The organism is Ruegeria sp. AO1 (assembly GCF_056535985.1).
Genome location: NZ_JBQFJC010000002.1, coordinates 115,306 through 128,511, shown reverse-complemented (window position 1 = coordinate 128,511; position 13,206 = coordinate 115,306). Strand labels below are relative to the sequence as shown.

Annotated in this window: 11 protein-coding genes; 3 read left to right on the top strand and 8 right to left on the bottom strand. The window is 55.5% G+C overall.

The window, feature by feature from the left end; genetic code table 11:
- Positions 1–11: 11 nt before the first annotated feature.
- Positions 12–905 carry an alpha/beta fold hydrolase gene (locus ACR3FB_RS18735; protein WP_480566657.1) on the bottom strand — a complete coding sequence of 298 codons (894 nt, stop codon included), beginning with the start codon at positions 903–905 and terminating at the stop codon, positions 12–14.
- Between the two features lie 22 nt (positions 906–927).
- Positions 928–1,602: a class I SAM-dependent methyltransferase gene (locus ACR3FB_RS18730; protein ID WP_480566655.1), complete on the bottom strand. Its 675-nt coding sequence runs from the start codon at positions 1,600–1,602 to the stop codon at positions 928–930.
- Between the two features lie 159 nt (positions 1,603–1,761).
- On the opposite strand from ACR3FB_RS18730, the gene ACR3FB_RS18725 reads away from it, so the two are divergent.
- A complete protein-coding gene (locus ACR3FB_RS18725) occupies positions 1,762–2,940 on the top strand; it encodes an alpha/beta hydrolase (RefSeq protein ID WP_480566652.1) in 1,179 nt (392 codons plus the stop codon).
- Between the two features lie 243 nt (positions 2,941–3,183).
- Here ACR3FB_RS18725 and ACR3FB_RS18720 read toward each other — a convergent pair whose 3' ends face one another.
- The 4 genes from ACR3FB_RS18720 to ACR3FB_RS18705 all read right to left on the bottom strand — a co-directional run bounded on the left by ACR3FB_RS18720 (position 3,184) and on the right by ACR3FB_RS18705 (position 7,268).
- Complete coding sequence (locus ACR3FB_RS18720; RefSeq protein ID WP_480566650.1) at positions 3,184–4,260, bottom strand: lyase family protein; 1,077 nt, start codon at positions 4,258–4,260, stop codon at positions 3,184–3,186.
- Entirely contained in the window at positions 4,253–5,767 is a 1,515-nt protein-coding gene (locus ACR3FB_RS18715; RefSeq protein ID WP_480566648.1) for a tripartite tricarboxylate transporter permease, read from the bottom strand. The genes ACR3FB_RS18720 and ACR3FB_RS18715 overlap by 8 nt, the downstream gene beginning before the upstream one ends.
- Before the next feature lie 5 nt (positions 5,768–5,772).
- The gene (locus tag ACR3FB_RS18710) at positions 5,773–6,240 is read right to left on the bottom strand and encodes a tripartite tricarboxylate transporter TctB family protein (protein ID WP_480566646.1); all 468 of its coding nucleotides are present in this window, start codon (positions 6,238–6,240) and stop codon (positions 5,773–5,775) included.
- Between the two features lie 68 nt (positions 6,241–6,308).
- On the bottom strand, positions 6,309–7,268 hold the full coding sequence (locus ACR3FB_RS18705) for a tripartite tricarboxylate transporter substrate binding protein (protein ID WP_480566644.1): 960 nt from the start codon (positions 7,266–7,268) through the stop codon (positions 6,309–6,311).
- 109 nt (positions 7,269–7,377) lie between these two features.
- On the opposite strand from ACR3FB_RS18705, the gene ACR3FB_RS18700 reads away from it, so the two are divergent.
- Positions 7,378–8,295, top strand: coding sequence for a LysR family transcriptional regulator (locus tag ACR3FB_RS18700; protein ID WP_480566642.1), 918 nt, complete (start codon positions 7,378–7,380; stop codon positions 8,293–8,295).
- A 300-nt stretch (positions 8,296–8,595) separates the two neighbouring features.
- On the opposite strand, the gene ACR3FB_RS18695 is transcribed toward ACR3FB_RS18700, so the two are convergent.
- Complete coding sequence (locus ACR3FB_RS18695) at positions 8,596–10,254, bottom strand: adenylate/guanylate cyclase domain-containing protein (protein WP_480566640.1); 1,659 nt, start codon at positions 10,252–10,254, stop codon at positions 8,596–8,598.
- A 298-nt stretch (positions 10,255–10,552) separates the two neighbouring features.
- The gene (locus ACR3FB_RS18690; protein WP_480566638.1) at positions 10,553–12,130 is read right to left on the bottom strand and encodes a winged helix-turn-helix domain-containing tetratricopeptide repeat protein; all 1,578 of its coding nucleotides are present in this window, start codon (positions 12,128–12,130) and stop codon (positions 10,553–10,555) included.
- A gap of 137 nt (positions 12,131–12,267) precedes the next feature.
- Here ACR3FB_RS18690 and ACR3FB_RS18685 point away from each other — a divergent pair, with 137 nt between their 5' ends.
- Positions 12,268–13,200, top strand: a complete 933-nt coding sequence (locus ACR3FB_RS18685; RefSeq protein ID WP_480566636.1) for a homocysteine S-methyltransferase family protein — start codon at positions 12,268–12,270, stop codon at positions 13,198–13,200.
- Positions 13,201–13,206 lie beyond the last annotated feature (6 nt).

Here is a 13,206-nt window from a genome sequence, read left to right as displayed (position 1 = left end):
GCCCATAAGTGTCACTCGACCTGTACCTCAGATGCTGCGCTCACAGCACACATTGCCGAAGTTTGCCGGGGCTGCAAAGTGACGCCGTTATTGGGCTCCCGATGAAGCACGGCGTCCAACCATGACACGAATGCCATTGGGTCTTTTGCCGGCCAAATATGATCAGCTCTGGGGATTGGGTGGCCACTCACGTTCGGTAGGCTGGAGGCAGCTTTGCTTGGGATTGCCCACACATCCCCTGAATGCTCGCCCCATGCCACATGAACCGGCATCGTTAGATCTTCAAGTTCAGCAGCTGTCACTGAAGAAAAGCGATGCTTGGCGCTGAGCAGAGGGATCAGCGTGTGTGCATTGTCCAAACAGATTTGGCGAAAGTCTGGCGTGAGTTTGTCGAATGTGTCCGGCTCGCCCACAGCGCTGACGAAGGCCTTCAACACTTCAATCCCGTCGCCCATTGCGGCGGCCTCGGTGACGGGCAAAAAGGTTTCCATCATGCTCAATTGATGCATCGCTATATCCAAGGGTGCGCTGACCAGGCTTGTTGAGCTGGGCTCATAGACTGCGACACCCGAGACCAGGTCAGGCCTGTCGACGCTCAGGCGCAGGGCGACATTTGCGCCATAGGACCACCCCACAACAAAGACCGGGCCGCAATCGAGATTTCCAATGATGGAAGCAAGGTCATTTGCATGGGTTTTCTCATTGAACTCCAATGCACTTGCTGGCCAGTCGAATTGCCCGAACCAGCGTAAGGTCGGAGCGACGCATCTGTACCGCTGAGACAGGTTCTGTACGTGAGGCTCCCAGATCCGGTGATCGCAAGCCGCACCGTGGACGAATAATATGGGCGCTCCAGTTCCGCGATCAATGCACGGAAAATAATCTGCCGATACATGTTTAGTCATGAAACTGACTCCTGTTAGAGGATTAGATAGACAGATGAAGATCGGGGCCGGTTGGGCAGCGGTCAGGGCGCTCGCCTGACTTCAGCGGCCTCGCGTTTCCGGTTGTTTGCCAAGCGATTGGGATTGGCACACCGCTCAGTTTGTTGGTGTCTGCATCGACACGGAACTTCGCGCGGCGAAGTGCAGTGGCCGCGCGACGGTTCAATTTACAACCGCCAAGCAGCGAGGCCCAGGGGCGCTGTACGATATCTTGCACACGTGAAATCCAGAGCGTTGGCGCGCTGACATGTTCGCAAAACAGTACTTCGCCATTTGGATGCAACACACGCCGGATCTCGCTCAGCACCGATGAAACATCCTGAACCGTACAGAGCGTGTAGGTCAGCACCACCGTGTCGATACAGCCATCCTCAAGTGGGATATCCTCGCCGAAGCCCTGCACGAGTTCGACAGGAATTCTTGTTTGATTGGTCAGTTTCTGCGCCATGTTTAGGCTGCTCTGGCAGGGGTCCAAACCGACAAGTTTGGTGACGCGATCCTCATCATAAAGCGGAATATTCAGCCCTGTGCCGACGCCCAAATCCAGAACGACACCCCGCGCCTTGGGTATAATTCGTTTGCGTTGCCCTTCAAAGGCGCGCCCGCCACAACCGCAATCGACAATTCGGGGAAGGATATGTTTATTGTATAAAGACATGGTTTTGCTCTCTGTCAGGTGACGATGCTGAAACCATGTCGGGGTTTTGCGTTATGCACTTGGCGGAGTTCTGGAGAAGCAATGAAGAAACGCTGGATTATCAGATCGCCTGATCGCCCTGCACAGGGCCAACCCGCAGATGTCTGAGGTTCTTGGCCGGTGATTTATACATTCTCCGACTGCGTTCTCGATCTCGACCGCCGCACTTTGGTACGCAATGAGGTCGCACAACATATTGAACCTCAGGTCTTTGATCTTTTGGTTTTTTTGGTTCAGGCCGAAGGGCGTACTGTCACCAAAGACGAGATCATCGCGCAGATTTGGGGTGGGCGGGCGATCTCGGACGACGCGATTACCAGCCGTATCAAAAGCGCGCGAAAGGCTATCGGCGACGATGGTCGCTCGCAGCGATTTATTCGCACGCTGCCAAAGATAGGGTATCGCTTTGATGGGCAAGTCGATGCGCCATTTGGCAGTTTTCCCCAGCCCGCGCCCTTTGCCGCTTCAGAGCCTGATGATTTAAAGGTGGCCAAATCCGCACCCGAGATCGGCTATGTAACGGATCGAAAAGGCCGCTCCATTGGATATGCGGTTCAAGGTGACGGCCCGCTCGTCATTATCCCTCCGTTTTGGGTCACCGCGTCTGATTTGTGGCACGATCACCCGGATATTCAGGAGTTCTATCTGACGCTGGGCAAAGGGTTGCGCGTAATACGTTATGACCGGCCGGGCTCGGGCCTCAGCCGAGATGCACAACAAAACCAGACACTGGAGGATGAGGTCGCCCTGCTTGAGGATATAGTTGCGGCGTTTGGCGCTGAGCGTTTTTCATTATTGGCGATTTCGGCGGCGGGGCCTGTGGCCATACGATACGCTGTTGCGCACCCCGCAACGATTGATCGCATTTGTTTCTACGGTGCCTACGGTTCGGGCAAAGATCTGGCGCCGCCAGAGTCTCAAGCCATGTTACTAACGCTGATCCGGCAGCATTGGGGCGTTGGATCCCGCGCGCTTGCAGACATCTTCGTTCCTTCGGCAGATGCGGATGCTCGGCGTCGTTTTGCGGCCCAACAACGTGCTGCCGCCGATCCGGAGCAGGCTGCCGCAATGCTTGAACTAAGTTGGACGATAGACGCCAAGACCGAAGCATCGAACGTTCGGGCCCCAACCCTTGTACTACACCGACAGGAAGATCACGCCGTTCCAGTTGATCACGGGCAATGGTTGGCACGGTCGATCCCAGCCGCACGGCTGCAGCTTTTGCCCGGAGATGCGCATGCACCATGGTTTGGACCGTTGGATGTTGCGCTACAAGCCAATTCATTTTTGATTGGATAGCTTGTCCTCTTTTGACGTCGGCCCAGAGGAGACATCCAGGGCACCGCTCGGATGCCGCATCGGCAGCCCGAATTGCCGCCATTCGCTGCAGCCGCAAAATCTGGTCTGGTTCGAACTCACAGATCGCCGGACAAACCGTTCTTTCGCTGCAGGTGCGCCAACGGCTGCTCTTATCGAGCAGCCAGTAACGGTGGTGTTCACTGGAGACAAAAGCGTACGAGCTTTGGTAGTCTTCGTGTAGGCTCAGGCTATCTTTTCCGCCATCTGATCTTCTTTGACCGTGAGGTCTGAAAGCATCCGCTTTGCCCAGGACAGCGCGCCAGAGGTCAGTAGAAAAACTTCTGGCACCACCACCCATTCGCCGACCCAGACACCCCCTGAACGCTCATGCTGGTGCAGGGTCAGTTCTCCGATTTGCTCCGATCTTTGGCGCCCAAGCCTTGCAACAGCTTCGGCAAACTCGCTGGCCCGTTGGTTGCGCTTGTGGTGCATGGAGGACGAGGCGCCTTTGCCGTTTTTATGGCGCTCGTAAATCTCCCCGATGTCGCTGGATGAGAGCAAGTTGATGTTGTGCGCGATCTTGCAGATCGACGCACAAAGCCCACCGAGTGCGGAGGCAATGTCGGCAACGCCATCACGTGCGTTCTGCCAATGTGGTTCAGCTGCGTTCAGCCCAAGTGCCTCAGCCATGCCGGCCTTTACCTCGGCTCCTTTTCCATCTTCGTAGTTGGACAGATCGCCTAAGGGTCCGCCGACCTGAACCAGCGTCCCGCGCCTTTCCGCTTCGGTGATCACCTCGCGACGACGCAAAAGTTCTGCGCGCCAGACTTCAAACTTGGTCCGGAGCAGCATTGGGATCGCGTGTTGCCCGTTGGTGCGCCCGATCAACCGCGTATTGGGGTGTGCCTCGATCAGGCCCGTAAGGGAGGAATCGAGCTGATCGAGGTCGCTCAACACGGTCGCCAGACCGAGCTTCATTTGCATCGCAAGCGCTGTGTCCATGATATCTTGTGTCGTACTATTGAAATGGACAAACTTGGCGAGATCCTCGCCGACGTGTTCGCGCAGTTGCCCGACCAATCCCACAATGGGTCGCCCGACAAGCGACATGTCCTGCCGCAAGCGCTCCTGATCGAGCTTTCCGATGCAAAACCCGTCGAGTGCAACAACAGCTTCATTCGGCACAAGACCCGCATCACTTTGTGAACGCGTCAGCGTTTGTTCGACTTTGATCCATGCGGAGATTGTCGAGGACTCAGACCAGATGCGGCGCATTTCTGTGCTGGAAAAGCTGCCTTGCATGAGCTGCCATTCAAGCATCGCCCAACCCTCCCTGCGCCAATTTGCGTTCTTTCATGATGCCACGAATGCGGAAAGCAATCGCCCCGGCACCAAGGATCAGGAAGGCAAGCGCTATGGGGCGTTCGACGAAGATCAGTGCACCGCCGTCGGACATCAGCAAGGATTGCCGGAATGTTTCTTCTGCGCCCTTGGCCAGAACGAACGAGATCACGAAGGCCGCAATGTTGAAATCATATTTGCGCATTAGCCAGCCGACGAAACCAGCACAAGTCATCACTGTCACATCGAACATCGAGCCGCGCGCCGAATAGGCTGCAACAAAGGCCGTCATGAAGATCAGTGGATAGAGCACATTGGTCGGAATTTTCAGGATCAATCGCGCGACTTGCGTGGCACCGAAATAGCCGATCAGGCCATAAGCAAGGATGCCGAGCATACCGCAGGCAAAGAGCTTATAGACAAGTTCCTTGTCGGTCAGGAACAGCGTCGGCCCAACCTGGATGCCGTGGATCAGAAACACGCCCAACAGGATCGCCCCAATGGTCGAGCCCGGGATACCCAATGTCAGCAGCGGAGCCATGGACGGACCGGATACCGCGTTGTTGGCGGCTTCTGGCGCGGCGACACCTTCCAATGCGCCCTTGCCCCATTGGTCAGGGTTCTTCGCGCGGCGCTTGCCTTCCCCATAGGAGATGAACGCCGCAATAGCTGACCCAAGACCCGGCAGAACACCGATACCAGCCCCGATGAACCCGCCCCGCACAGCATGGGGCAGACAGGGTTTGTATTCCTCCCATGTCAGATCATTGCCGTCAGCTGAGCTTTCGTTTTCCTTGGTCTCGCCAGTTGCTTTGCGGCGTTCTTCAAGCTGCGCAAAGACTTCGCCCAAGACAAAAACGCCAATCATCAACGGCACCAGGCCGATGCCATTGGAAAGATCGAACGAGCCGAACGTGTAGCGCTCTTCGCTGGAAATCGGATCGAGCCCCACCATTGCAACCAGAATACCCAGGAGCGCGGAGGCTAGACCTTTGACTATGGATTTTCCGATTACCGAGCCGATCACGACAAAGGCTGCAAAGTAGATGGCAAAGGTCTCTGGTGGTCCGAGTTTCAGCGCAATTGCGGCGATGAACCCCACGCCAACAACCAACAGAATGTCGCCCATGAGATCGCCGATCACGGAGGAGATCGTGGCAACCTTCATTGCTTTGCCCGCTTTTCCAGCGCGGGCCAGTGGATAGCCGTCAATCCGCGTCGCGGCGCTCGCGGCAGTGCCAGGCGTATTGAACAGGATCGCCGCAATAGAGCCGCCATAGCGCCCGGATTTTCCGATCACATAAAGAAAGGCCAGCGCAAAGAGCGGCGACATATAGAAGGTGATGGGCAACAGCATTGCGATTGCAGCCGAGGCTGTCAGACCGGGCGTTGCGCCCACGATCATGCCCACGGCAGCGGCAAGGACGATGGCAAAGAGCAGCATTGGGTCGGTGATGACCGAAAGAAGGGCGGGAAAAATTTCCATGAGACTTACCCCTGTATCCAGCTGAGCAGGTCAAACACTTCGCCATAGGGCGGGAAGACACCAAGCAGCACAAAAAAGATGAGGTGGAACACCAACGGGCAGATGACCACGGAAACCGCAAGACCAATCCAGCTCCGCACACCGAACATGTAGAGCACGATGGGAGCCACTATGGCCGTGGGCATCAAGTAGCCAAACCAGCGGAATGACTGTTGGTAGATCAGCGCAATGATGAACAGCGCGATGATCTGCATAGTGGCGCCGCTGTCTCCGCTTGCTGTAGTGACATCTCCGGTCTGACGGGATGCACCCAGCAACAAGAGGCCCGACAAGCCCAGAAGAGCTACGGAGGCAGCAAAGGGCACGATCCCGGCCCAGGTGTCGCCGGGCGATGCAGCGGGCACCTGCCACGCGCCCCAGATGGCCACAAGTGAAACGATGGCCAGCACGAGACCTTCGGCATAAGCGCGCATGTCATCCTCCCTTAATAATGCGTGGGCAGAAAAAGCCGGGAGATCATCGACCCCCCGGTCATGAGGACTTAGTTGGTCAAGCTTTCCACCAATGGGGTTGCGTCCTCTTTCATAGAGCTCAGCGTTGCTCTGGCGTCTGCGCCGTTCTGATAGACCGGACCAGTGCCGCGCGACGCCAGCAATTCAGCAAATTCAGGTTTTGCTGCGATCTGTTCCAGCGCTGTTTCCATTGCCGCGACCACTTCAACAGGCGTGCCCTTCGGGGCGAAAACAATCACCGGCGAGGAAACTGCGGCAAACGGTATGCCCAATTCTCCAAAGGCAGGCACATCCGTCATGATGCCGTCGCGTTCTTGACTGTTGACGGCCAGTGCGCGCAGTTGGTCCTCGAAACCGGCAAGCTGCTGTACGCCCAAGAAGCCGAAGTCGGCTTGCTCACCGATGAGAGCAGCACGGGTCGGGCCACCACCTTTGAATGGAACGTCTTGCGCTTCAATGCCGTTATTGGCCAGAAAGCCCAGACCGCCCACATGGTGGAACCCTCCGCGGCCTGAATGCGCCCAACGAAGCGAGCCAGGATCAGCTTTGGCCGCGTCGATCACGTCTTGAACAGACTGGAACGGGCTGTTTTTCGGGACCATCAGCGAGGTTTGCAATTGGCCGACCTGTGCGACGAACTCAAAGCTGTCCAGCGCATCAATGTCAGTGTCGCGGGTCATGGTGGATAGCAAGAATGAGCCACCAGAGGTCATCATCATAGTATAGCCGTCGGGCCGGGCGCCGACGACAGAATTGGCACCATTCAAGCCACCCGAGCCAGGTTTGTTCACGACAACAACCGGCACATCCAAAATGCCTTCGGCTGCTGCTGAGATAGCGCGGGCATAGGCATCAGTGCCGCCGCCTGCCTTGTAGGGCACAACCAGGTTGATCGGGCGTTTGGGCCAGTCAGCCGCAAAGCTGGCTGTGGCCGTTGCCGCAAGGGCGATGCCTGCCAGTGCGGCAGAAATGAGTGTTCTGCGTTTCATAGAGTCCTCCCTAATTTCTCTCCTTTTCTCACCTAACAGATCACGGAGATTGCGAAAAATGCAAATATGTTTAGTTTACTTGCAAATTATGTAAGTGACGGTGGCGAACATGAACATCAAAGCGCTTCGTGCATTCAGAGCTACGCTGTCTGAGGGATCACTCGCAGCAGCAGCAAACATACTGCACCTTTCACAACCGGCGGTGAGCCGTTTGATTTCCGGTCTTGAGGGAGAATTGCGGCTTGATCTCTTTGATCGAAGCGGCCGGAACCTAACCCCAACACCCGAGGGGCTGGCCTTCTATCGCGAAGCGGGCCGCATCCTCGATAACCTGGATGAGATCCCTGGCATCGCCGCTGAGATTCGTGCAGGCCGCACCCAGAACCTTCGGATCGTCGCAATGCCGCGCATCGCTCGCGCTCTGGCTTCCCCTGCTGTCGGTCAATTTGTTAAGGCAAACCCTGATACCAATGTTAGCCTAGATGTACGTGCCCGCAGAGAGGCTGGGAAGTGGTTGGCGGGTCGGGAATATGACGTGGGTATTGGCGCGCTTCCCGTCGAACACCCCGACATCCAAACCGAGCTGCTATTGCGCGTAAGAGCACAAGCCGTCGTACCATTTAATCATCCGCTTGCCGATCTGATGGAAGTTTCCATTGACGATCTGGCTGAAGTTCCTGTTGTCCGCCTCATGCACGGACTGCTATTGCGCGATCAATTGGACGATATGTTTCGATCCGCAGGGATACTCCCAATACAGACTTGCGAAGTCGCATCTTCTTCGCTGGCATGTGCTCTCGTAGCAGATGGCGGTGGTGTCACAATAGCAGATGAGCTTGTTGCGGCCGACGTAGATAGAGATCGCATTCGAACGATCCCCATAACACCCGAACGCTGGATGTCGTTTGGGCTTCTCTTTCCAGTTCACTCAGAGCCAAACAAAGCGCGTGACCAGTTCGTTGACATACTAAAATCCCATGTCGCGACACTCGCGGCATCAAGCCAGTCGATAGAAGTGATTTACTAGAAGCACACGCATTCCTGTGGACCTCTTCACCAAGATTTTTGATACTTCTGAAATTTTGGAACCAGAAAGCGGACTTTGGTGTTTGATGCAGCTTTAAGCACTATGGGCTCGTTGCCGCCATCAAAGCATCCGCAGCAGCATTTGTCGGGGCTAGATCTCGGCGATGTGGTCGGCCCAAACCGGTCACTCGACGCGGTGCCACTATTCTGCGATCGCGCCCACATTACCGCCATTCGCTGCGCGAGCGAAGAACAAGAAGCGATGAAATTAGTGAAATGCCGAACAAGCCCTAGCTTGGAGCTAAGTACCAGCTTTGCACTGCGACCGAAATTTCTCCGATGTCGAGTTGAACTCAGTGGGCAGCACCGGAAGTCGTGTAGAAATAGCATGTTGTGTATCAATCTTTTTGGCGCGATTCAGATAAGCATTTGCGTTGTGGGAGTTGCCCAAGCACTCGAGTGCAAAAGCACGTAGATAAAGGTGACCCGCTTCGTTGGGACGTAAATCGGACGCCATCGCCGCGTCCTTTTCAGCGCCTTCATAATCCTTGTCGCAAAACCTGGCGATGCCGCGCAGGAACAAGCGGTACGGCTGAAGTGGATCTCTTTCGCCATGGTCAATAAGCCGAGAAAACGCCGAAACTGCACCCTTGAAATTCGCCTCCAAAAGGCAAATTTGCCCCTCAAGTTCATAGTTTTCTCTGTACGCTGGGTTGATACTGGAACTACGGATTAAATCTGCTCGTGCACCGTCCGGATCTTTGGCAACAGTGGCGCGATATAATCCCCGGCACCAAAACACATAATCGCTTTGAGGGGCTCGAACGACGGCCTTGTCCAGGTCGTCTTGCAACGATTTTTGAAGCGCACTTGGCAGGCATTCACGTCGCGCCCCAAATAGCATGATTTGCGCTTCGGCACGCATCGCCAGAGAAACTCCATCATCTGGATTGAGATCGAGCGCTCTGTTCAATAAATCCAAAGCTGTAGACCAGCTTTCAAATGTCACCTTGTAAAATTCGTTTGCTGCTTTCGCACGAAGTTCTGAGACACTAAGTTCATTGACTGATATACCGGCAAGCCTGTCTCCATCAAACGCGTTCGTTTGCAGGCGTAATTCTCCCTCCGCAAGCTCAAGAACCTCGTCACAAAACGAAAATATGTCCTCTGCAGGAAGGGTATAGGTCCGCGACCACACGGATCTCGCCTCAGAACGCAGTGTGAGGTTGAGAGTAAGCCTTCCCTTTCCGCCAGAGAGGCGAAGCCGACCTCTGAGGTCATAAACGGCATCATCCGATTTGCTTGAATGTCCATCAAAAACCAGAATACCCCTGCGACGCGAAAGGCGTACGATGAGCTCTTCGCGTAGGTCACCCGCGATCGCGTTTGTTTCGCTGTCACCAGGTGCACAATCCACCGATTGCATAATGATCGAGGGAACCTGACCCTGCTGAGGAAGTGCATTGACGTTGGGGCGCCACTGATAGAGCCGAACCGGCTGAGTGATGTTTTTTAAGCTGAACGTCCCTGCATCCTGCAGGTCACTACGGTTATCGTCGGCGAGTTGTCGGAATAGGTCTTCCGAAATCATCAAACCTCCCGGCGGCGCCTCAGCCTGTATGCGTTGCACGATGTTGATGCCAGCCCCGTAGAAATCGTTTTCGTCAAAGCTGACCTCACCAATGTGACAGCCGATCCTGAGTTTGACGCCCGGTTTGATATGCAGGTTTGATTGAGCTGCTTTTGCGCTCGCAAGCGCTGCTCCGACCGATGAAAATGCTATGATCCATCCGTCTCCCATTCTCTTCAGCACCTCACCGCCCATTTCGGTGACAATTGGTTCCAGATCCTGGTTTTTGAGCGCCTGAACAGCATCGATGGCCACAGACTCATCCTTGCTCATCATTGCGGAATACCCGACCACGTCGGCAGCGAGCAAAACGGCAATTCGCGACTGCATTTCTTGTTCCTTCGTCCAGAAATTGGATTGATATGCTGAAACCGAGAGGGCTCCTCGGTCGCAGGCGTTCGTAAACTGTTATCCGAAAGACCTAGAGGATCGCTGCAACGCGTGCTTGAGTTAAGCCTGAGAAGAATCTGAGATTTTAGACGTACGTCCCAAAAGAAGCGGGTTCAGTGAAGACAACCACCCGGACAAAATAAACGCTCAGAAGGGCAAGTGTGTGCGAGGCTGCAAGCAACTACAGAGGCTTAGGTCTGTTTTGATTGTTCTTACGTCGTCGCTGACGCGAGTTTCTTCAGCCCGCTGTTGGTTTTTTGCGCTTCGCGAGGTCGAGTGGCAGATTGACGTTCAACCCTGCTTTTCTCCAACCATCGAACGCCTTTTGAACCAACGGACCGGCGTAATAACTGAACACAATCTCATTTGGAACGGTTGCTTCGAAGTTCCGGCGGTTTCTCAACAGTTCCAGCCTCGCCGTTTCGGCGGCCTCAACATTTCCAAGCTCCGCGTGGAACCAAGCCTGATGCGCGTGATACCAAAAGAACCCGGGCATAGGCACTTTCTCGATCTCCAACAGTGCGGCGTTCCAATAATCGCCAAGAGCAAGACGCCAGGCATGAGGGTAATGATACCAGCCTGGATGAACCGGACTTAGTTCGATTGCTTTATCAAGAAGTGGAATTGCACGATCAAACGCGCCAAGAAACGCGTGGCATTGCCCAATCTCGGCTAGGATATCCGCGTGACCTGGGTTGAGTTTCAGCGCCATTTCAGATGTTTCGCGAAACCCGGCTAGGTCATTCGTATGAAACTGACACAAGGCCAGTGTCATACTCGCAAAGCCGCTTTGCGGATCGCTTTCCACGGCACGCCTTGCCGCATTCAGGCCGAGAGTGAGCACATCTGCATCCGGCCGTTCGTTCAGGTGAAATCGCTTTTCCTGCAAATAGATGAGCGCAAGCGCCGCCCACCCATCAGAGGCTTTGGGGTCGGCTTTCAGCAATTCGGGCAGCTGTTCGCGCAATTCCAGATGAAGCGCGGGATTGTATGTTTTGTAGAACTCGTAAAACTTCGCCACAGCAGCATAGACGTCCCATGTCTGCGCCTGACCTGCCAAAGTACGCTGCCGGTGCCGGACATCAATCTCGCCATGTCGGGTGGCAACCCGGCCTGCAATCAAAAGCCCGACCTCGTCCTGAATGTCAAAGATGTCATGGATGTCCCCTGCGCGGTCGATTTGCTCCATCAACGCGATCTCGCCAGTGGCAATGTCGCTGACCTGCACGGTCACGCGCAGTCTTTCGGCGGACCGACGCAGGCTACCTTCGACAATGAAATCGACACCAAAGTCGCGCGCGATTTCGGATTGACCGATCTTGTTGGTCTGAATATGCTGCGCCGTCAGGCGGGACAGGACGCGAAGGTTACGAAACCGAGTGAGGCTGGACGTGACCTCTTCGCTGAAACCATCGGCGATCTGCTGGTCCGCCTCTATCGGGCTCAGGCTGCGGAAGGGCAGGATCAGAAGGGTGGGTTCGTTTGTCGTCCGCACCGGGGCGCTTGTTTGGTTCTCAACCCCTGCAACCAGTCGGAACCCGACGCCGTGCACGGTTTCGATGATCTTCTGGGACGCGCCTGAATCGCCGACAACCCGCCTTGCCTCTTTGATGGCGGTCGAAAGCGTGGCGTCGGTGATAATGCGGCCATCCCAGACGAGCTGGATCAGGTCGTCCTTGCTGACGACCTGACCATCGGCATCAATCAAAGCGCGCAGGATACCGGCCGTTTGCCGAGTGAGACGACGCAAATCTGACCCTTGTTGCGCAGTCATCCGGTCAAAATCAATCCGGGCATCAGAAATCACTACTTCCATGGCGTCAGCCTATCGAAAGAAACTTCACCCGCAAACCTCGGCAAATTCTCAGACTCTTCTCAGGTCCGGCTCAAGCACCTGCCCCGGCTCATCGGTACGTCTTTTCATACAACGTTTTGCATTTGGAAGGATGACCCATGAAATATCGTGACGCGCTGCCTCAGATGGCAGGAAAACACATGATTACCGACGGCGGCCTGGAAACCTCACTGATCTTTCACGATGGTATCGATCTTCCCCTTTTCGCCGCCTTCAAAGCGCTTGAAAGCGAAGCGGGGATGGCCGCCATGGACGCCTATATGGACCGGTTTGCGCGGGTTGCGATTGAGGCAAAGCGCGGTTTCATCATGGATACGCCAACCTGGCGGGCCAGCGCGCGGTGGGCAGCAGAACTGGGTGTGTCACAGGACGACCTGCGCGCCATTCACCGTGAAACGATTAGCAGACTTACAACGCTCCAGGCCCGTTTTGAAACCCATGAAAGCCCATTTATCGTAAACGGCGTCATTGGCCCGCAAGACGATGGCTATGCGCCGTCCCGTTTGATGACCGCCGCGCAGGCCCAAGCCTACCACACGGAACAAATTGGTTGGTTCGCCGAGTTTGGCGCCGACATGGTGTCCGCGATCACGATGACCTACAACGACGAAGCGATTGGAGTGGCCAAGGCCGCGCAAGCCGTGGGCATTCCCGTCGTGATTGCTTTTACGGTCGAAACAGACGGGCGTTTGCCTTCCGGTGAAAACCTCGGAGATGCAATCCGCGCCGTCGATCACGCGACCGACGGCTACCCGGTTTACTTCATGATCAATTGCGCCCATCCCGATCACTTTTCCCACATTTTGCAAGGCGAATGGACCAGCCGGATTATGGGGCTGCGCGCAAATGCGTCGCGGATGAGTCATGCAGAACTCGACGAGGCCGCAGAACTGGATGACGGCGATCCGATTGAGCTTGGAAATCTCTACGCTGAGCTGTCGAAACTGTTGCCCAATCTAAAAGTCATGGGCGGGTGTTGCGGCACCGATCATCGTCATGTTGTCGCCATGTGTGACGCTACGGCCTCGTAAACATCA

Excerpts from the sequence above, each read along its gene's own strand:
- ACR3FB_RS18735 (WP_480566657.1), bottom strand. The coding sequence starts at position 905 with ATGACTAAACATGTATCGGCAGATTATTTTCCGTGCATTGATCGCGGA.
- ACR3FB_RS18730 (WP_480566655.1), bottom strand. The coding sequence starts at position 1,602 with ATGTCTTTATACAATAAACATATCCTTCCCCGAATTGTCGATTGCGGT.
- ACR3FB_RS18720 (WP_480566650.1), bottom strand. The coding sequence starts at position 4,260 with ATGCTTGAATGGCAGCTCATGCAAGGCAGCTTTTCCAGCACAGAAATG.
- ACR3FB_RS18715 (WP_480566648.1), bottom strand. The coding sequence starts at position 5,767 with ATGGAAATTTTTCCCGCCCTTCTTTCGGTCATCACCGACCCAATGCTG.
- ACR3FB_RS18710 (WP_480566646.1), bottom strand. The coding sequence starts at position 6,240 with ATGCGCGCTTATGCCGAAGGTCTCGTGCTGGCCATCGTTTCACTTGTG.
- ACR3FB_RS18705 (WP_480566644.1), bottom strand. The coding sequence starts at position 7,268 with ATGAAACGCAGAACACTCATTTCTGCCGCACTGGCAGGCATCGCCCTT.
- ACR3FB_RS18700 (WP_480566642.1), top strand. The coding sequence starts at position 7,378 with ATGAACATCAAAGCGCTTCGTGCATTCAGAGCTACGCTGTCTGAGGGA.
- ACR3FB_RS18695 (WP_480566640.1), bottom strand. The coding sequence starts at position 10,254 with ATGCAGTCGCGAATTGCCGTTTTGCTCGCTGCCGACGTGGTCGGGTAT.
- ACR3FB_RS18690 (WP_480566638.1), bottom strand. The coding sequence starts at position 12,130 with ATGGAAGTAGTGATTTCTGATGCCCGGATTGATTTTGACCGGATGACT.
- ACR3FB_RS18685 (WP_480566636.1), top strand. The coding sequence starts at position 12,268 with ATGAAATATCGTGACGCGCTGCCTCAGATGGCAGGAAAACACATGATT.